At 64.3% G+C, this 20105-nt stretch carries 14 protein-coding genes and 2 tRNA genes; 6 read left to right on the top strand and 10 right to left on the bottom strand.

Annotated elements, in window-relative coordinates; genetic code table 11:
- Positions 1-206: 206 nt before the first annotated feature.
- Both DND132_RS14395 and DND132_RS14390 read right to left on the bottom strand, forming a co-directional pair.
- Positions 207-419, bottom strand: a complete 213-nt coding sequence (locus DND132_RS14395; RefSeq protein ID WP_014323484.1) for a hypothetical protein — start codon at positions 417-419, stop codon at positions 207-209.
- A gap of 203 nt (positions 420-622) precedes the next feature.
- Complete coding sequence (locus DND132_RS14390; RefSeq protein WP_238528174.1) at positions 623-1282, bottom strand: RHS repeat-associated core domain-containing protein; 660 nt, start codon at positions 1280-1282, stop codon at positions 623-625.
- A 401-nt stretch (positions 1283-1683) separates the two neighbouring features.
- On the opposite strand from DND132_RS14390, the gene rsgA reads away from it, so the two are divergent.
- Positions 1684-2793, top strand: a complete 1110-nt coding sequence (gene rsgA, locus DND132_RS14385; protein WP_014323483.1) for a ribosome small subunit-dependent GTPase A — start codon at positions 1684-1686, stop codon at positions 2791-2793.
- Positions 2794-3031: 238 nt separating this feature from the next.
- Here the strand turns inward: rsgA and DND132_RS14380 are convergent, their stop codons facing one another.
- From DND132_RS14380 to DND132_RS14350, 8 genes are all read right to left on the bottom strand, one after another.
- Positions 3032-4057 carry a molybdopterin-binding protein gene (locus tag DND132_RS14380; protein WP_014323482.1) on the bottom strand — a complete coding sequence of 342 codons (1026 nt, stop codon included), beginning with the start codon at positions 4055-4057 and terminating at the stop codon, positions 3032-3034.
- 206 nt (positions 4058-4263) lie between these two features.
- Entirely contained in the window at positions 4264-5700 is a 1437-nt protein-coding gene (locus DND132_RS14375) for a B12-binding domain-containing radical SAM protein (protein WP_014323481.1), read from the bottom strand.
- Positions 5701-5866: 166 nt separating this feature from the next.
- Positions 5867-8014 (bottom strand): aldehyde ferredoxin oxidoreductase N-terminal domain-containing protein, encoded by a 2148-nt coding sequence (locus DND132_RS14370; RefSeq protein ID WP_014323480.1) that lies wholly within the window; start codon positions 8012-8014, stop codon positions 5867-5869.
- A gap of 24 nt (positions 8015-8038) precedes the next feature.
- Positions 8039-8704, bottom strand: coding sequence for a 4Fe-4S dicluster domain-containing protein (locus DND132_RS17800; RefSeq protein ID WP_014323479.1), 666 nt, complete (start codon positions 8702-8704; stop codon positions 8039-8041).
- A 905-nt stretch (positions 8705-9609) separates the two neighbouring features.
- Positions 9610-10605 carry a hypothetical protein gene (locus DND132_RS18075; protein WP_014323478.1) on the bottom strand — a complete coding sequence of 332 codons (996 nt, stop codon included), beginning with the start codon at positions 10603-10605 and terminating at the stop codon, positions 9610-9612.
- A 509-nt stretch (positions 10606-11114) separates the two neighbouring features.
- Positions 11115-11191, bottom strand: a tRNA-Asp gene (locus DND132_RS14360).
- A 45-nt stretch (positions 11192-11236) separates the two neighbouring features.
- Positions 11237-11312: transfer RNA gene (locus DND132_RS14355), tRNA-Val, on the bottom strand.
- Between the two features lie 179 nt (positions 11313-11491).
- Positions 11492-12775 (bottom strand): RsmB/NOP family class I SAM-dependent RNA methyltransferase, encoded by a 1284-nt coding sequence (locus DND132_RS14350; RefSeq protein ID WP_014323477.1) that lies wholly within the window; start codon positions 12773-12775, stop codon positions 11492-11494.
- Positions 12776-12985: 210 nt separating this feature from the next.
- Between DND132_RS14350 and DND132_RS14345 the strand changes: the two genes are divergently transcribed.
- The 5 genes from DND132_RS14345 to DND132_RS14325 all read left to right on the top strand — a co-directional run bounded on the left by DND132_RS14345 (position 12986) and on the right by DND132_RS14325 (position 20098).
- Positions 12986-14641: an FG-GAP repeat domain-containing protein gene (locus tag DND132_RS14345; protein ID WP_014323476.1), complete on the top strand. Its 1656-nt coding sequence runs from the start codon at positions 12986-12988 to the stop codon at positions 14639-14641.
- Positions 14642-14692: 51 nt separating this feature from the next.
- Positions 14693-15700, top strand: coding sequence for a TRAP transporter substrate-binding protein (locus DND132_RS14340; protein ID WP_014323475.1), 1008 nt, complete (start codon positions 14693-14695; stop codon positions 15698-15700).
- A gap of 55 nt (positions 15701-15755) precedes the next feature.
- Complete coding sequence (locus tag DND132_RS14335) at positions 15756-16247, top strand: TRAP transporter small permease (protein ID WP_014323474.1); 492 nt, start codon at positions 15756-15758, stop codon at positions 16245-16247.
- The gene (locus DND132_RS14330; protein WP_014323473.1) at positions 16247-17548 is read left to right on the top strand and encodes a TRAP transporter large permease; all 1302 of its coding nucleotides are present in this window, start codon (positions 16247-16249) and stop codon (positions 17546-17548) included. The genes DND132_RS14335 and DND132_RS14330 overlap by 1 nt, the downstream gene beginning before the upstream one ends.
- A gap of 141 nt (positions 17549-17689) precedes the next feature.
- Positions 17690-20098, top strand: coding sequence for an intermembrane phospholipid transport protein YdbH family protein (locus DND132_RS14325; protein WP_014323472.1), 2409 nt, complete (start codon positions 17690-17692; stop codon positions 20096-20098).
- The last annotated feature ends 7 nt before the right edge of the window (positions 20099-20105 follow it).

The following is a 20105-nucleotide window of genomic DNA, read 5'->3' as shown; positions in this document are numbered from 1 at the left end:
CGCAGGACCGGAAATGACGGATTCCGCATTTCGCGGCCCAAGCCGGTCAGGCGGCCAGGTCCGATGGGCTCGCGAAAACGGATTTTCCCCATGCGGGCAAGTGGGGCGCAGAAAAAGGGCTGCCGCAGCAGCCCTTGCGCAATACGTCAGTACGCCGAGATTGGAGGCATCCCAACGATCTATTCCGTTGGAACTCCCCGCAGTCGTTATTGTTTTTTCCGGGATCGCAGGTACCAGGGGACCACAAGCCAAACAATCCCGGCAATCAGGCAAGCGGCGCTGAAGACTTCCGGGTATGGGATAGGAACATCGTAATGAAACAATTCCTTTTCGCCCATGCCCATCATGCCCATAGAGACCAGTATAATCCCCACGGCTAGCTCTGCTGGCTTAATCCTCATTTCTTCCTTTTCCATCATCGAACTTCCCCTCGTCATGCTTCGTGGGACGACGTAGAAACCATGCAAGAGGAATTATCGATATACCTACTGCGGCGTAAGCGTAAGCCGCCCAGGAAGGGATGGGCCATCCCTTGAAGCTGAAGTCTTTGGTTACTATCATGCCGACTCCATGAGCGGTCATGACAATCCCCATGAATACTTCCCACGCTTTTATCCTCATATCATCTTCCATATTTCTCTTTATACCAGTCATATCCAGCTCTAGCAGCTGCACCTGCAGCACCCGCCCGGGTCATGGGTGCCGGCCCTTTATCGAATGCACCGGAAGCAAAGTCCGCTGCCGCTTTTGAACCCGCAGCAAGTTTATCCGGATGCTGCATCGCGGCCGCCGCAGCCGCGGGAGCCGCCTTTGCCGCACCTGCCGCTCCGACAATGCCGGAGTTGATCCCGATAACCTTGCCCATGGCATCATGGACGCCCTCGGTGGCCGTCGGCTTGCCCTTGCCGTAATCCTTGTCGGTCTTTTTGCCAAACCAATCTGTGGCCTTGGCCGCCAAGTACGATCCGGTGGCGCTGATGGCGGTCGCACCTGCCATGCCTGCCGCAAAGGGCAGAAGAAACGGCAGCAGTCCTGTCGGATCGTTGGCATTGACCGGATCATCCAAACAATAACCATACCAATCCGGATCACCGCCCCTGTCCCCGATGGGATCGGGCGCGGTCCACCTGCCGGTGAAGGTGTCGTAGTCCCTCCAGCCGAAGCGGACGAATCCCAGCTCCCGGTCGTGCAGGCCGCCCGCGAAGCCGATGGGCACGTGCAAGGCCGGATTGGTGTCTTCGATGATCCCGCCGAAGGGATCGTACAGAATCTCCTTTATCACGTCGCCGAACGTCTCGGCAACTGCGGGCCGGCAACCGCCCTGATTTCCGTGCAGCCCCCTACCCCCGGCCGATGCCGGACGCCTTGACAAAGTCCGGCCTTCGATTCAGCATCCGGTTGTTCTTCATCAAAAGGAGCTTGGATGACTTCCCGGTACATGGATCTTGCCGCCCGCCGTATGGACAAGGGCAGCCCGCAGGTCTAAGCCGCTCGGCCGCATCGACGCGGCCTTCGAATGCCCGGTCGGCCGGTCCCGGCCCCGCTTCGCCCGAAGCGGGTCTGTTGGGACGCCCTTGCTCCATATCCCCCTCCCGTTCCCTGTTGCCCTCCGGCCGCGACTCCGGCCGGTCGTGATCAAGCGCCCTTGAGGCACGCCCTCTGGGCAAGAACAATGGAAGCAAGATGAAGACACCGATACATGCCGCACATGGCTGCGAGGCGACGGACAGGCTCCGCCGACTCGGCTGGAACGAACACTTCGACGGCCTGATGACGAACCCGGGATTCGACCCGGACCGGGTGGCCAGGGTCGTCAGCGCGCAACGCGACCTGTTCCTGGTCGCCGACGGACGCGCCGAATGGATCTGCACCCCCTCGGGCAAACTGCGCCGTGCCCGGCGGGAGGACTACCCCGTGACCGGGGACTGGGTCATCGTCGACGAAAGCGTCGTGCAGCGCGTGCTCCCGCGACGAAACACCCTGCGCCGGGGCGAGGCGGGCTCGCGGGGAAAACAGGATGGCGCGGCCCCGCGCGAGCAGCCCATCGCCGCCAACCTGGACACGGTCCTCATCGTCAGCGGGCTCGACCGCGACTACAACCCGCGCCGGTTGGAGCGGTACCTGGCCCTGGTCTACAACTGCGGGATGACGCCCGTGATCGTCCTGACCAAGGCGGACCTCCTCGACTGTCCGGACGCGTTCCGCGCCGAGGCCGAAGCCGTTGCGCCGGGCGTCCCGGTCGTGCTCACCTCCACCGTGGACGGCAGCGGCGCGGAAGGGCTGCATGGCTATCTGGGGCCCGGACGGACGGCGGCCATGATCGGCTCCTCCGGGGCCGGGAAGTCCTCGCTGGCCAACATGCTGCTCGGCCACGACGTGCGGGCCACGGCGGCCGTCAGCCGGAGCGTGGGCAAGGGGCGGCACACCACGACGTCGCGCGAACTCATCGCCATGCCGCAAGGCGGCCTGCTCATGGACAATCCGGGCATCCGCGAGATCGCCTTCGCCGGTGACGGCGCGGGCCTGGACGCGGCCTTTGCCGACATCCTGGAGCTGGCCGAATCCTGCCGCTTCGCCGACTGCACGCACCGGCACGAACCGGGCTGCGCGGTGCTCCGCGCCGTGGACACCGGCATCCTGCCGCCGGAGCGGCTGGACAATTACCGCAAGATGCAGCGCGAAATGGACTATGTCCGGGCCCGCAGCGAAAAGAGCGCGGACTACGTGGAAAAGGAGCGGTGGAGGGACCGGGCCATGGAGATACGGCGCATCACCAAGCGCGGGAAGCGTTGACGCCAAACCCCGGCCGCGGCCGGAAACCGGGCCTGAAAAATGAAGGGGGGTGGGATGCATCCCACCCCCCTGTCGTCCGGCAGGGACCGAATCCCCGGCCTCCGCCGTGACGGCAGGGACGGCCTGGGCGACGCACCATCAATGCCACCCAGGCCACCCCCGCAAGGAGCGCCCGCCTGCGGTATCGCCCGCCGGACCCTCCTGCGGGCGGACGGACGCCCTCGGCCTCGGGCGGGGGCTACATGCCCTTGCCGAAGCCGCAGACGGGATACCGGCAGGTGGCGCACCCTTCGCAGAACCCGCCGTATCCCAGAGCGAGAATGTCGTCGCGGGTCACCGCTTCGCCGCTGAGCAGCCTGGGGACCACCAGGTCGAAGATGCTTGCCCGATAGTACATGACGCAACCGGGGAGCCCCAGCACGGGGACGTCGCCGATACGCGCCAGCATGAACATGGCGCCCGGCAGGATCGGAGCGCCGTAGGTGACCACCTCGGCCCCGGCGGCCCGGATGGCGGCCGGGGTTCGGTCGTCGGGGTCCACGGACATGCCGCCGGTGACCACGATGAACTCCGCGCCCTCGCTGAGGAAACGGCGGATGGCCTTGGCGGTCATGGCCTCGTCGTCGGACACGAGGCGCTTGCCCAGGACCGTGCAGCCGTAGCTCTCGAACTTGCCCTGGACCACCGGACCGAACTTGTCCTTGATCAGCCCCTTGTACACCTCGCTGCCGGTGACCACGATGCCCACGCGGGCGGGTTTCAGCGCCCGCACCCGGACCATGGGTTCGCCCTCGGCGAGCAGCCGTTCGGCGTCGGCGACCAATTCCTCGGGGACCGCCAGGGGCAGCACCCGGACTCCGGCCAGATGCCGGCCCTTGCGCACGAGCTGGTTGCCGTGGATGGTGGCGAAGAGGACGTCCCCCAGGGAGTTGAGCTTGAGCAGGCGCGTGGCGTCGATATTGACCAGCCCGTCCATGGCGGCGGTGAAGGTGACCTTGCCCTCCACGGGCTCGTTCAGCTCCAGGCCGGGCCCGGCCGCCGCCCTGGCGATGCGGCGGGCCGCGTCGTCCTCGTGGACGTAGCCGTCCGCGAGATCGAGCACGTAGAGATGTTCCTTGCCGATCTTGCGCAGCTCGGACACGTCTTCCGGACGGACCACATGCCCCCGGCGGAACCCCGGTCCCTTGCTCTGGCCGGGGATGATCCGGGTGATGTCGTGACACAATACCGTGCCGATGGCGTCTTCAACGTCGATGACTTTCATGGGTGGCCTCCCTGTCCCCGCCCGGGGCGCGGAACACGATGGTTGGTTTCTGGTGGTATGCGAAAAAGGCGGTCGCGGCCGGGATGGCGGCGGTTCCCTTCACGTCCTGAACGATCCCGGCGCGGCCGGGGGACCGGCGCTCCGCATGGCCGGGCCGGACGCGCCGGAGAGCATGGAAAAACTGCCGCGGCAGGGGGATGGAGCGATCAGGCCGTGCGGGCATGTCCCTTCCCCATCATGCGCCGCAGGCGGAAATAGTCGTCGTCCAGGCCCATGGCGCGCATCTGCTCGTAGACCTCGGGGCAGACGCCCCGGGCCAGCCGGATCTGGAGCTGGATCAGGTCGTCCACCTCGTATTCGCCGGTGTACAGCGGGGGCGCCGCGTCCGTGCGCCAATAGTCGTCGCTGATGAGCCCCTGCCGCTTGGACAGCTCGTACTGTCTGGTCCCCGGCAGGATGGTGGTGATGCCGACGATGGGGGACGTTCCCGGCCGGATCTCCCGGATGAGCGCGATGGTCTCGTCGATGGTCTCCGGGGTCTCGCCGGGGTTGCCGACCATGAGGAAACAGCAGGGCTCCATGCCCGCCAGGTGCGTCATGCGGAAGGCCCGACGCACCTGGTCCGTGGTGAAGCCCTTGTTGATGGCCTTCAGGATGCGCGGGCTGCCGGACTCCACGCCGTAGTAGACCCGGTAGCATCCGGCCTTGCGCATCCAGCCGAGCATCTCCTCGTTGACGCAGTCCACGCGGGTCTCGGCCATCCAGACCAGGTCCAGCCTGCGGTCCAGGATCTCCTTGCAGATGCCGATGGTCCGCTGGGGGTTCAGCGAGAACAGGTCGTCGGAAAAATAGACGTGCCGCACGCCGAGGTCGGCCACCAGCCGCTCCAGTTCGTCGGCCACGTTGCCCGGAGAACGGAAGGCCCACTTGCCCTTGAAGAACCGGTTCACCGAGCAGAACTCGCATTTGAAGGGGCAGCCCCTGGAGGTCATGACGTGGGTTCCCGGCAGGGACTGGTACTCCGGGGGAATCTCCGGGGACTTGTATTCCGCCGGATCGAAGGCGTCGTAGGCCGGGAAGGGAAAGACATCCAGGTCGGTGACGCTCTCCCGTGGCGGGGTCAGGTGCATGGCCCCGTCCCGAACAAAGGCCAGCCCCCGGACGTCGTCCAGTTCGCGGGCCAAAATGCGCTCCATGACGGGACGCCGGACCGGGCCGTTGGTGAAATGCCGGGCCAGCTCCACCATGGTGATCTCCCCTTCGCCCAGGGCCACCAGGTCCACGTTGCCGTCGGCCAGGATATGGTCCGGGAAAAAGGTGGCGTGTGGGCCGCCCATGATCACCGGGACCTCGGGGAGCAGACGCTTGGACAGGGCGGCCAGTCGCATGGCATTGCCCCGGCCGAAGGTGAAGCAGCTGATGCCCACCAGGTCGGGATCGCTTTCGGTCAGCAGGGCCTCCACAAGGGACCAGTCCCAGTCGTGCAGGTCCCGGTATTCCGCCGGGAACCCGCCGACCCGCAGGGCCGAGGCCAGGGAGGCGACGCCCAGGGGCACCCAAGTCTTGGGCGGCAGCAGGTCCGCCACGAAGGTGGCCGGGTTCATGAGCCGTGTTGCAGGGGGAGCCAGGAGCAGAATCTTCATCTGAGCCTTCCTTCCGTCGCGGAGGACGCAGGGCCGGGCCGCCGCGAGGCGGCCCGGCTTGCGTTGGGGGAAACCCCGACCAACCGAGGGGCTGAAAACCTCGGGAGGTCGGGTTTCACGGTTCCTAATGGACGGAGGTGTTCTTCACTATCCATTGTGGATTTGGTTAACTCGGCAGCTTGAAGGCCTGGGCCTCGAAGGAGGCCAGCACGTCCTGCATGCCCAGCTTCTTGAGCAGGCTGCGGGTCGGCAGCCCGGTCTTCACGTCCCAGCCCATGAGCTTGTAGTACTCCGTCTTGGTCGCCTCGAAGTTCTCGCGGATCAGGGGCGGGTGCGGCGGATCGGCCGGGGGATAGGCGGGCAGGAGCCGGGTGTCCACCGGGGCGAAGAAGTGATCCGGAATCTGGTCGTGCTCTTCGCGCATGTTCACCGCCTTGCCGTCATTCCACTCCAGGACCGTCAGAAGGCGGTGCAGGGTCCAGGTTCTGGCGGCCTGCTCGTTCAGTTTCTCCTGGGTCATCTTTTCCCCGGTGACCAGCCCGACGAGCTTGTACTCCACCGAGATGTCGCCGGCATACCCACGGTCCTCGCGGCCGCTGACCATCACGGGATAGACCCAGTCGCAGCCCGTCAGGCTGTCCTTGATGCAGCCCCGATAGTGGATGAACTGGCTCAGGTAGGCGTTGGCCTTGGCCGACTTGTCGCCGTTCCAGGTCAGGGGGGTGGTGCGGTCGCGGTGGATGTCGTTCAACCCGTTCTCCGCGACGTCCTTGCCCCAGTGCCGGATGGCCACGGGCATGGCCTGCTCAAAGGAGAGCCCGGTCCATTCGATCAGGTTGGTCATGGAGTGGCGCATGGGGTCGCAGTTCTCCATGGCGAAGTTGACGGCCCAGTAGTAGCCGAAGGTCCTGGGGTCGTAGTGGGCGGACATGCCCCAGCCGCCGTTGCCGCCGACCACGCCGCCCATGATGCCTTCCATCTTGACGAACTTCATGACGCCGTCGGCGACGTCGGGCATCTTGAGCCGCTTGAACTCGTCCGAGAGGATGTCCATGGCCCGGCGGAAGCCCTCGCCCAGGGCGTCGCCCAGGAAGTCCTCGCGATAGGCCATCATGGTCAGCATGCCTTCCAGTCCGGCGGAACCCAGGTCGCCGCCCCCGCGGGGGTAGTGCGCGGCCTCCAGGACGTCGAGGTTCTTCTTGCTGACCAGCTTCTTGTCGTACATGTGCCGGAGCAGGCTCTTGCCGTTCACCTCTTCGTCCTGCAGGAACCAGATGAACTGGATCATGGGGAACATCTCGAAGGAGTCCAGCCCCAGCTTGTTGACCAGCTGGCTCGCCTGGAAGGTGGCCTCGTCCCGGTTGCCCATCCACGCGTAGAACCACTGGGTGCAGCTCACCGCGCCCATGCCTTCCTTGGGCGTCTTCATGTACGTGTAGCAGCCCTGGGGACAGGAGTAGCAGGACTGGGTCTTGAGGTGGTATTTCATCAGCCAGGGCGCATTGCTCTCGGTCTGGTTGAAGCGCTGCGCCTGATGGTTGATGTCCGCGGGATCGATGTGCTTCCCGGTCCAGCTCAGGGGACCGCTGGACAGCGGGGTGGCGCCCAGAGGGGCGGGCTGGAAGCTGCGCACGACCTTGACGTATTCGATGAGCCCCTTCTCGTCCGCCACCTTGACGCCCTTGTTGCCGCGCACGGCAATGGCCTTAAGGTTCTTGGAACCCATGACCGCGCCGAAGCCGCCCTGCCGGGCCACGTTGCCGAGGCGATGGATGATGGGCGCGATGCGGACCATCCGTTCACCGGCGGGGCCGATGGTGGCGATCTGGATGTCCTCGTCCTTCTGCAACTGCTTGATGGCTTCCTGGGCGGCCAGGCCGTCCTTGCCCCACACGGACGAGGCGTCCTCGATGGTCACCTTGTCGTTGTTGATGTTGATGTACACCGGTTTGGGGGCCTTGCCCTGGACGATGACCGCGTCATAGCCCGCGAACTTCAGCTCCGCGCCCCAGTAGCCGCCGAAATTGCTTCGAGAGGCCATGGAGTGCTTGGCCTGCGTCGCATAGGAGTGCGGCGAAATGCTGATCACTTCCGGCCGCGAGGTGGAGGGCGCCATGGTGCCGGTCAGGGGGCCGATGGCGAAGATCAGGCGGTTTTCCGGGTCAAAAGGACCCGCCTTGGGCGCCTCGTCGAAGATGACCTTGTACCCGAAACCGAGGCCGCCCAGGTAGTCCGTGTATTTCTTGGTTTCTTCCGTTGAGATGGTGCCCTTGGTCAGGTCCACCCTCAATATTTTCCCAGCCCATCCATACATTGTAGCTGCTCCTTTGAAAGGGGATTATCCCAGTTGAATGAACTTGATCGCTGCGGCCGGGCAATACTTCACGCATTGCGGGTCGCCGCCGCAGAGGTCGCACTTGCTGTAGGTGTCCTTTTCCTCGTTGTGGACCACCATGCCCCAGGGACAGGCCGCGAAGCATTCGCCGCACGCCTGGCATTTCTCGGGATCGATGACCCGGGCGCCGGTCTTCTTGTCCAGGACCAGGGCGTCGTACTCGCAGGCCAGGTAGCAGTCCGCCATGTTGCATTGCTTGCACTCAAAGGGCATGGCGATGAGCTTTTGCAGGGAGTGCAGGGGGTCGTACCTGGTGTGGATGCGGGCGAGGGCCGGCTGGCAGATGCCGTCGTGCGACAGGGAGCAGACGATCTCGCAGGTCCGGCAACCCACGCAGGCGGTCGGATCGGTCGCGAGCCAGGCCCTGGCATTGGGAAGCTTGTCCGGGGTGATGCCCCGGTTGGTGCATTCCGGCTTGAAGTTCCTGGGCGCGGCCATCACCTCGGTGGCGACCAGGGCTCCCGTGGCTATCTGGATGCCCAGAAAGCCGAGCATCTTTCTCCGGGAGACGACCAGTTTGTCCTCGGGCGGCTGCGCCTTCTCCCGGTACTCTTCGGGAAAAGACGTCGCCATGGAATCAGGCAGGTTTTGGATTGAACTCTCGCTCACAGTGTCCTCCTTGGTATGGGCGATTTCGGAACCAGTATTATGCCCAAATAGGCAAGATAGGTGCCAGGGATGCGATTCCCCCGCCCGACATTTTCGTCCCCTCCCGAGGCCGTGACGATAACGTCGCCAAGTTGAAGGTGATTACATCTTACCGACGGGACGAAACTCGCCCCAAAAGTCACGCGAAAGGGGTAAAAAGAGGACGTTGAGTGTTTGAAGGATCGTGTCGGAATGACCCAGACATCCCTTTTCATGGGTCAAACAGGGCCAATTTCCGCCTCCGACGGTCATCATTTTTTTGATTGAACATATGTTCATGTTTTGACGTCTACATCCCATCCAAGCGCCCGCACTCCCCCCCGTCCGCCGACTCGCAGACGACCGCCCACGCGGGTCAACCGATGTTCCCCGGTGTGCCTGGGGCGGGCAAGGCGCACACGTCCCCCTGCGGGTGCGGCCAATTGGGCTGCAGCGGAAGCGTCGCAACGGCAGGGCGAATCCCGCTTGAGGAGAGGGAGGCGCCCCGGTCATGGTCCTGGGTGAACACGGCCCCCGCCCCCGCGCCGCATGGCCGAGGGCGACCGGGAGGCCTGTACGATCGGCTTGATGGGTCCAGGAGAGAGACGAAATCCGGTTGGGAAATGGCAACATGCAAAGAGCCCCGGACACGGCCATGTCCGGGGCTCTTCCCCTTTTCGGCGGGGGTGCGTTCTGCCGTCGAAACGGTGCCCACATGAAAAAGGACACCAACTTGCGTTGATGTCCTTGTTCTTTACCGGCGGAGCCGAAGGGACTCGATCCCTCGGCCTCGGGCGTGACCGGAATGAAGCCGCCCGACGCGGCTCACGCATTCCATTGGTCGGCGTTCCGGGATTGCTTGGGGCCTGTCGGATGAGGCTGAAACACTACATAATATGTCTGATCAGTGGCATTTGGATTGCGTCCTGTGATATAGGCATATCGCACAACGATATACCCAGAAGAGGACTTCTATAAAATGGGCTGGAAAGGCTTTTATCCAATTCCGACTGAATCACACTATACCCCTCCAGATTGAAATGACACAATGTGTTATTGATCTCATCCCACTCTGATATTTTCACTTCATCATTATATGGGAAATTATCGAAATTTTTCCTTGCTATGCTTACATAGTGCAGAGAGTCAAATGCCTTTTCAAACTTTTTGTCAATTGATCTCATGTAACCATTTGACATGACCTCGTGCAATACATCCATGAGATCTGTTTTCAACGAACCTTTAACAATATTCAATACCGTGCTGCTGGCGAGCCAGGATGCGACATCGCTACATGCAGTCCTTCCGCATCCGCAACCAAGCATCTTTACCGCGTCAGGTACGACAGGTGTACCCCGCTCAATATGCTGAGGACCATCTGAGATGCAATACCGGAATTGATCGCTCAATCTCCCATGTCTTTCTTTTGCTACCGTTCTCAGCAGTAGCCCCGCTTCAACAAAATGTAACAACAAAGCTGGATCAACAACCATTCTGCCCAGATCTTCAGAGTATCGGTCACCAGCACACTCACGTACCTGCCTCTTGAACCAAAGCGGAATACTGTCAGTAATGCCGTAATCTTCATTAATCAATCGTGTATTCAGGATGCAAACGTCTATGTGCCGGGGGTTTACCACAAGATCCCCGAAATCCGCGATTTGGCAATTGTCGGAATACCTTCCAGCCAATAAAACGGTCAACTCCAGCAATTTCGCATAGCTTAAGGCAATAAGAGGCAAATGTTTGCCATCGGAATTCTTGGATATGTCCTCCAGCTCGACTTGCCTTGAAGTGATAAATTCCTCATCCAAACTCCTTGGATCCAGTGTTGCATCCAGGAACTCATTGAATCTTGTCAAATCAGCAATTGTCATATCCATCGTTCACTCCGTATGCCCAGCGGATACATTCTGCCTCACACTCCTCCCACCAGTTGATCGCTCCGGAAAAAGCCTGTGCGCCTGCCGGCCATCGTTGCCCCGTGTCCTTTCCGAGCAGGAGACACGCATGAGGGCACTAAGGTCGCCCGGCATATGCATCCGCCTCCTCAAGTCGAACAACGACACAGGGGCCACACTGAATAACAATAAGAAGACAATAGAATTGAGGGCCTTGCAGACTGCATGACGGCTCCGTCATGGCAAGATAAGTGGAATAGCGACGTCAAGTATAGCCGACGAGACTTATGCCCGATTTGACACAATGCTCTTCCTGCACACATTCGGCGGCACAAAAGCGATCAGCCGGGGGGGCCGCAAGAAAACAGATAGTCCAACCCACCGTGATGGCTACCTGAAAATTGAAATATATCCGATTACTGTGTCCGAGGCTTTTCGGACGACGAAAACGAAAAAGGACACCAACTTGCGTTGATGTCCTTGTTCTTTACTGGCGGAGCCGAAGGGACTCGAACCCTCGGCCTCCGGCGTGACAGGCCGGCGTTATAACCAACTTAACTACGGCTCCGCTCTATTATATAAAGGGCGTTAAGTGGACCCCTTATGTCAAATATGGTGGGCGCGACAGGGCTCGAACCTGTGACCCTCGGCTTGTAAGGCCGATGCTCTCCCAGCTGAGCTACGCGCCCGCAGGAAGAGAGTCTTTAGCTTGAGCCGGTGCGCTTGTCAACCACTTTCGGCAGTGGCGACGCGCTGTTGGCCAAGCCCCCAACCGCGTTCAGCGAAGGGCATACTGCCCATACGGCCGCCATTTGTCAACGCTTTTCGACAAAATTTTTATATGGCACAACCATCCGGAATAACACGGTTATTTTGCAGACCAGAGGACCCGCCCGCCCTTCCGGGCCAGCCAGCCCACGGCCAGGCCGCGATAGTACAGCCCCACGCTCCCCCCGCCCTGCCTAAACGGCACGCTCTGGCCGGTCAGGAGCCGCTCCAGAATCCCGGTGTCGTCCGCCTCGAACACGTCGCAGGCCGCGCGGGCCGGGTCTTCGGCCAGGAGCATGCGGGCCAGGGGGCCGGGGGTGAACTTGGCCCGGTCGCCCTTGCCCGCCACCTTGCCCAGGGGGAACCCCTGCCAGCGCAGGGAATCGGGCATCAGGGCCAGGGCCCGCTCATGCAGAAAGAATGCCTTGCCGCCGAAATCGTAGACCTCGCCGCGAGGCAGCCGGGTCAGGTCCAGCCCGTCGCCGCCGACCATCTTCGCCAGGTTCAGACGGGTGCCGGGCAGGTCCTTTTTTTGCGCGGGCGCGACAGGGGTTGCGCTCGGCGCGCCCCGCTTCGTGAACCGGGCCAGGAAGAACCCCTGGCCGTCCGAGTCCTCGGCCACGCGCAGGACGCCGTCCAGGCCGGGCCGGTGCGGCGGCTCGAAGACGAACCCCGCGGGCTCGGCAAGGGGCGCCAGATCGAGATCGAGCGTCTCCAGGGCCCAGGCCGTCTGGTCCTCGTTCTCCTCTATGTTGGTGGTGCAGGTGGAGTACAGAACCACGCCGCCGGGCCGGAGCAGGGCCACCGCCTTCTCAAGGAGCGTCTTTTGCAAGGCCACCAGCGGGGCGGTCTTGGACCCGGACCAGACCTCCATGACCTTGGGGTTCTTGTCCACGGTGCCCCAGCCGCTGCACGGCGGGTCCAGCTGGATGTGCCCCCAGGTCCCGTCCGCAAAAGGCAGGTCCTGGGCCATGGCCTTGGCCGTGGCCGTGTTGACCGAACCAGTGCGCCGCAGGTTGGCGCGCAGGGTGGCCAGCCGGTCGGCCGAGGGCTCGGAGGCGAAGACGAATCCCTGCGGGCCCACCAGGCGGGAGAGCAGCCCGGTCTTGCTGCCCGGCGCGGAGCACATGTCCAGGACGCTCGCCCCGACAGGCGGGGCCAGGGTCAGGGGCGGCAGCATGGAGGAGCGGTCCTGGATATAGACCAGGCCGAACCGGGCGGCCAGACTCTCGCCCAGTGGGAACGGCTCACGGACCAGCCTGCGGGCGTGGACGAAAAACGGCTCGGGCTCGAAGTCGAAGCCCTGCGCGCGGAGCAGTCCCTCCACCACGGGGACGGCCGGATCGTCGCAGACCAGCCGAAAGGTACGTCCGAATGGGGTCATGTTCTCTCCCTGGGGCGGCCCGGACACCGGACCGTCACCATGCCGGCCGGCCCGTCCGCCGACGGCAGCAATAGCGGCTATGGCCCGCCGGATCAACCGTCTTCGCCCTTTGCATCCGGCCGGGAAACTGGTACAAGGGGCTCCCGTGCGCAACCGCACGCCCACACAAGTCACACAAGCAGGTCATCACCTACCTTACCGGAGGAATACATGGCAAGAAGACCCGTCATCACCGTCTTGACCGCCCTTGCGGCGACCCTGCTCCTGGCCCTTCCGGCCATGGCCCAGGGGGCCAAGACTTATGCGGTCCTGCCGTTCGTCTACAACGGCCCCCAGAAATACGAATACTTTTCCAAGGCCGTCCAGGCCAGCCTGGAGAACGACCTGGAATGGATCGGCCACGTGGAGCCGACCACCAAGAGCCTTCAGTCCGTGACCGTGCCCAAGGACAGGGGCGCGGCCCTGAACGCCCTGCGCGGCCTGGGCGTGGACTACCTCATGTACGGCGAGATCGCCATCCTCGACCAAAAGGCGCACATGCGCATCGATGCGGTCTCCGCCGACGGCAAGGCCTGGCAGAAAAAGGGCGAAGTGGATATCGACGAGATGACCAACTGGCTGGATTCCCAGGCCAGGGCCCTTCAGGGCGACGTCTTCAACCGTCCGGGCTACGGCACGGTGGAGCAGGAAAAGGTCGCCCAGGACACGGTCCAGACCATGGCCCCCACCGAGAGCCCGTTCATCACCGGCGACGGCCAGCCCTTCCAGGCCGAGACCCTGAACCCGCAGTTCCGCTATGAAGGCGGGACCGAGACCACCGGCCGCTGGCGGAGCCAGACCCTGCCCTTCTACTCCTTCGGCATGTTCATCGCCGACGGCGACGGCGACGGCCGCAACGAGATCTTCATCCTCCAGGAATCGGCCATCTCGGCCTACCGCATCAAGGAGGGCAAGCTCCAGCATCTGAACACCTTCGACCTCCCGGCCAACGTCATGAGCGTCCGCCTGGAGATCGCGGACCTGAACCGCGACGGCAAGCCCGAATTCGTGGTCGGGGCCTACCAGTTCCAGAGCCAGGGCGGCATCAAGGCCCCGCGCGGCACGCCCCGGTCCAGCATCCTGTCCTTTGAGGGCGGCAAATTCAAATACCTGGTCAAGAAGGTGGACCGCTTCCTCGGCGTGCTCCGTCTCCCGCCGACCTACATGCCCATCCTGGTGGCCCAGAAAAAGGGCCAGCGCGACCTCTTCGACAAGCACATGAACGAGGCCTTCATCAAGGGCGACGACATCGAGATAGGCCAGCCCATCCCTGTGCCGCCCTTCGGCAACGTCTACAACCTGACCTATCTGCCCGACGGCCTGGGCTACAAGTGCGTCGTCGTCAACAACAGCCACAAGCTGGTGGTCTACAGCCAGACCTTTGAGCGCCTCTACGAGAGCGACGAGACCTACAACAGTTCCGGCGTGGTCATCGAGACCGCCGACAAGATGGTCGGCATGGGCGGCGGCAAGACCGAGGAGCACGGCGTGACCTACAACATCCCCATCCGGGGCATCACCGCGCCGCTGACCTCGAACAAGCGCTACGAGCTGCTGGTCAACAGGGACCTGTCCGCCACGGCCCAGGTGTTCCAGAACTACAAGTACTTCACCCAGGGTGAAATCCACTCGCTGGTCTATGACCAGGTGGGCCTGAACCTGGCCTGGAAGACCCGGCGCATCAAGGGCCAGGTTTCGGACGTGGCCCTGGCCGACCTGAACAACGACGGCAACAAGCAACTGTGCGTGCTGGTCAACACCTTTGTGGGCTACGGCTACGGCAACCGCAAGACCGTGGTCCTGGCCTACGACCTGAACGTCAAATAGGGAGCGGCCGCCCGGCTGTTCCCAACGATACGCATTATTAAGGAGAGAGTGATGCGAAAACCGATGACCGTGCTGGCCGCCAGCCTGGCCCTGCTCTGCCTCATGGCGGCCACGGCCCTGGCCGGGACCATGGTGACCTATGCCAACTTCCCGCCCTCCAAGACCTTCCCCTGCGTCCAGATGGAGCGGTGGAAGACCGAGGTGGAGAAGCGCACCGGCGGCGCCCTGACCGTCCAGACCTTCCCCGGCTCCACCCTGCTCGGGGCCAAGAACATGCTCCGCGGCGTACAGACCGGACAGGCCGACATCGGCTGCATTTCCATCGCCTACTATCCCGGCGTGTTCCCGCTCATGTCCGCGGTCAACCTGCCCGTGGCCTTCACCTCCACCGAGGCGGCCAGCCTGACCATGTGGGACCTCTTCCAGAAGTACCAGCCCGAGGAATTCAAGGACGTCAAGGTCCTGACCCTGTTCACCTCGGCCCCGTCCCAGATCATGAGCAAGGTGCCGGTCAAGACCCTCGCCGACCTCAAGGGCATGCCGCTGCGCGCCTCGGGCACCATCCTGCGCGTCCTGAGCGGCCTGGGCGCCCAGGGCGTGGGCATGCCCATGTCCGAGACCCCCGAGGCCCTGCAGAAGGGCGTGGTCAAAGGACTGGTCTCCTCCTTCGACGTGCTCAAGGACTTCAACTTCGCCGAGAGCTGCCGTCACGAGACCATCACCAACCTGCCGGTCTACCCCTTTGCCGTCATCATGAACAAGGCCAAGTGGGAGTCCCTGCCCGCCGACGTCAAGGAGGTCCTCGACGACCTGGCCCGCGACCAGGCCCAGTGGACCGGCAAGTACCTGGACCAGCACATCGACGACTCCCTGAACTGGTCCAAGGAGCAGTACCAGGTGGAGGTCCACACCCTGACCCCGGTCGAGCACGCCGAGCTCAAGAAGCTGGGCCAGCCCCTGGTGGACGACTGGAAGGCCGAGTGCGCCAAGGCCGGCATCGACGCCGAGCCCGTGCTCAAGGACCTCCTGGAGCTCCAGGCCAAATACGAATCCATGTAACACGATCCTTCGCCGCCCCCGCGTCCGCGCGGGGGCGGTTTTTTCGGGGCCTCCCATGATGCAATTCCTCGATCGCGCCAGCGAGCTGGTGGCCAGGGCGCTGGCCGTGCTCGCGGGCCTGTTCCTCATTTCCATGATGCTGCTGGCCTGCGCCAACATGGTCCTGCGGTCCGTCTTCGGCATGCCCGTGCAGGGCACCTTCGAACTGATGGGCTTCCTCGGCGCGGTGGTGGCCGCCTTTTCCCTGGCCTTTGCCCAGCGGCGCAAGGCGCACGTCTCCGTGGGCATCCTGCTGGCCCGCTTCCCGGCCTGGTTCCGGCGGCTGGCCGACGCGTCCACCAACGCCCTGTCCTGCGGCTTTTTCCTCCTGGCGGGCGTCGAGACCTGGAAGTGGGCCCTGTTCCTGGTCCAAACCGGCGAGGTCTCCGAGACCCTGCAGATCGTCTTTCATCCCTTCGTGTTCGCCTCGGCCGCCGGGTGCATCGCCCTGGCCTTCGTCCTGGCCGTGGACACGCTCAAGGCCCTGACCCAGAAGAAGGTGGCGTAATGGACCCGATCACCACCGGCATCGTCGGCACCTTCCTGCTCCTGGTGTCCATCTTCCTGTTCCGCATCCCCGTGGCCTTCGCCATGGGGATCATCGGCTTCGGCGGCTTCGCCTACATCCTCAATTGGAACGCGGCCACGGGCATGCTCGGCACCGAGCTGTGGAACGTCTTTTCCAACTACGGCCTGACCGTCATCCCCCTGTTCATCCTCATGGGCCAGATCTGCTTCTACTCCGGGGTCAACGAGCGGCTGTACAAGTCCGCCTACGCCTGGATGGGCCAGATCCGGGGCGGCATCGCCATGACCACGGTCCTGGCCTGCGCCGGGTTCGCGGCCATCTGCGGGTCCAACTCGGCCACGGCCGCGACCATGTCCACCGTGGCCCTGCCCGAGATGAAGAAATTCAAGTACAACCCGATCCTGTCCACGGGCTCGGTGGCCGCGGGCGCGACCCTCGGCGTGGTCATCCCGCCCTCGGTGGTCCTGATCATCATCGGCCTGCAGACCAGCCAGTCCATCGCCGGGCTGTTCGTGGGCGGCATGATCCCCGGCATCCTGCTGACCACCCTGTTCCTGGCCACCATCTGGTACCTGTGCCAGATCCACCCCGACTGGGGTCCGGCCGGACCGAAGACCACCTTCGCCGAAAAGCTGCGCTCCCTGCCCGGCTCCATCGAGATGGTCACCCTGTTCATCCTGGTCATGGGCGGCCTGTTCATGGGCTTCTTCACCCCCACCGAGGCGGGCGCCGCGGGCGCGGCCCTGGCCCTGCTCATCGCCACCATCTCGGGCAAGATGACCTTGGAGAAGGTCCGCCTGGCCATCAGCGACACCCTCAAGATTTCCTCCATGATCATGGTCATCATGCTCGGCGCGGTCATCTTCGGCCGTTTCCTGGCCATCTCCCGGCTGCCCTTCGAGGCCGCCACCTGGGTGGCCGGGCTGCCCATCCCGCCGGTGGTCATCATCATCGTCATCTGCCTGATCTACGTCATCGGCGGCATGGTCATGGACGCCCTGGCCCTGCTCCTGGTGACCATCCCCATCTTCTTCCCCGTGGTCACGGCCATGAACTACGACCCCATCTGGTTCGGCGTGCTCATCACCGTGGTCACCACCCTGGGCGCCATCACCCCGCCCGTGGGCGTGAACCTGTTCATCGTCGCCTCCATGGCCCCGGACGTGTCCATGACCGACGCCTTCAAGGGCGTGGCGTATTTCGTGGCCGCCTATGTGGTCTGCGTGGCGTTGCTGCTGATGGTCCCCCAGTTGGTGACGTTCCTGCCTAACTTGATGTAGGGCGGGGGGCGGCTTTCGAGCGCGGAGAGCCGCTGTCGGGCGCTGCGCACGCGATTCGCTCCAGGGGTGGGGCGGTTGTTGCGGTCCTGACGAAGAGCTCTCTTCTTGCCAATAAGTCAGCGGAACCTGTATGGTTCGCCCATGTCCGCTCCCCTTGGCCGAAAGATCGTCAAATGGTCCCTGCTGATCCTGCCGTGGCTGCTGGCCGTGCTGCTGGCCGCCGGGTGGTGGCTGACGGTCTGGACGCCGGGCTATCTGGAGCGGCTGGTGCCGAGGCTGGCGGCGGACATGGGGCTGACGCTCACGGAATTTCACGTGCGCAACGCCGGGCTGTTCTCGGCGGACATCGGGCCGGTGCGCCTGGGGTCCGGGACGGACGGGCTGACCCTGGCCAACGTGCACGTGACCTATACCCCGGCTTTGCTCAAGGCGGGGCGGGTCCACGCGGTCCGGCTGGACGGCCTGCGCCTGGCCTGCTCCTGGGACGGCGAGCGGTTCCGCATGCCGGTCCTCGACCTGCTGCCCGCATCCGATGGCGGGGCAAAGGGAGGGACGGCGAGTGAGGCCCAGGGCGGCGCGGCCATCCCCTCCCTGCCCCTGGACAGCCTGACCCTGCGCGACGCGGTCCTGGACGGCGAGTTCCTGGGCCGCAGACTGGCCGTGCCCGTCGATGCCGAGATCACGCCGGGCGAGACCCTGGCCTTCCGGGCCGACCTGGCCCCGCGCGATCAGGTTGTCCACGTGGAGGGCAGCCTGGGGCCGACCCTGAACGACCTTTCCCTGACCCTGGCCACGGACGGACTGCGCGTGGGGGCCTTCGACGACTTCCTGCCCGTGCCCGTGGACGGCGCGGCCCGCATTGCGGCCACGGCCCGCCTGAACCCGGCCGACCCGGCCAACGCTGCGGCCGAGTTCACCCTGGACCTGACCGGAACCGACCTGCGCGCCCTGGGCGTGACCCTGGCCGACGACGCGGCCGTGACCGTCAAGGGGCGGCTCGAACAGGGCGTGATCCGCTTCTCGGTCAGCCGCGTGGCCGTGCAATCGCCCTACCCCGCGTCCGTGACCGTCCCGTCGGGCAGCCTCGCCGAGAACGAGCTGTTCGTCCAGTTCTCCCTGGCCGGGGCCGGGGTGGAGATGGGCGGCCGGTTCGACGCCGCGCGCCGGGCGGACGACAGCGGACTGTGGGACGTGTCCCTGACGGCGGCCAACCCGGACCGGCTGGTCGTCCGCACCACGGGCAGGACCATCCGACTGAACGGCTTTATCTTTTCCCTGCACGGCGCGGCCGGGCCGGGGTCGGCGGACGTGGTCCTGGACTGCGGCACCAACGGCACCGGGCTGGAGAATACCGGCTTTTCCTCCGGCCCCATGCGGCTGACCCTGCCGCTCAGGTGGCCCGCGCCCAAGACCAACAAGGCGGGCTCCATCAGCCTGTCCGGGCTCGCCCTGGACAAGCGCAGGCTCGGCAACGTCAAGGCCCGGATACGCCAGCAGGGCACGGACCTGGCCTACGGCGGGACCCTGTACACCGAGCTGCTGCCCGGCCTGCGGGTGCCCTTTTCCGGGACCTCGTCCATGGTCCGCAACGAGTCGGACGTGACCTTCCGGATCGAGAACTACGCCCTGCCCGAGGGGTTCGACCCGGCCACGCTGGCGCCGGGGCTCAAGGGCGTCACGCTGGCCGGGACCATCCGTGCGGACGGCGGCGTCACCGTGAACGAGCGCGGCATGGACAGCCGGGCCGGGGTCTTCCTGAACCACGGCAGCCTGACCATGAACGACGGCGGCACGGTGGTGGAGAACATCGACCTGACCTACTACACCCCGGACCTGTTCACCCTGCGCAGCGCACCGGCCCAGAGCCTGACCTTCGACTCCCTCAAGGCGGGCGACATCCTCCTGACCGGGGGCCGGGTGGTCTACCAGTTGGAGTCCATGGGCTCCATCCTGGTGGAGCAGGCCGGGTTCGACTGGTGCGGCGGGCACGTGTCCAGCCGGGCCTTCCGCATCGTGCCCGAGTCCAAGGAGTACGCGGTCACCCTGTTCTGCTCGGAGCTGAAGCTCTCGGAGATCCTGGGCCAGCTCGGACTGGCCCAGGCCCGGGGCGAGGCGGCCCTGTCGGGCGAGCTGCCCGTGACCTGGAAGAACGGGAAAATTTCGTTCAGCAACGGATTTTTGCACTCCACGCCGGGCGAGGGCGGGGTCATCCGGGTGGAGGCCATGCAGGACCTGGTGGACGCCATCCCCGAGGGCACGCCCGAGCGCGGCCAGCTGGAACTGGCCCGGGAGGCGGTCCGCGACTTCGAGTACAAGTGGGTGCGCATCAAGGCGGACACCGTGGGCGAGGACCTGCTGGTGCGCCTGTCCGTGGACGGCAAGCCCGCCTCCACCCTGCCCTTTGTCTACAGGCGGGAGTTCGGCGGCTTCGTGCGCGTGACCGGCGACGTCAAGGGGTCCAATTTCCAGGGATTGCGCCTGGACGTGAATTTCAGCGTACCGCTGGACCGGATTTTGCTGTATAAGGACATCACACGCATGATCGAATAGGGAGAAA

The organism is Pseudodesulfovibrio mercurii (assembly GCF_000189295.2).
In the GTDB taxonomy this organism is placed as follows: domain Bacteria; phylum Desulfobacterota; class Desulfovibrionia; order Desulfovibrionales; family Desulfovibrionaceae; genus Pseudodesulfovibrio; species Pseudodesulfovibrio mercurii.
The sequence above is the reverse complement of the archived record's forward strand: the minus strand, read 5'-3'. Positions and strand labels throughout refer to the sequence as shown.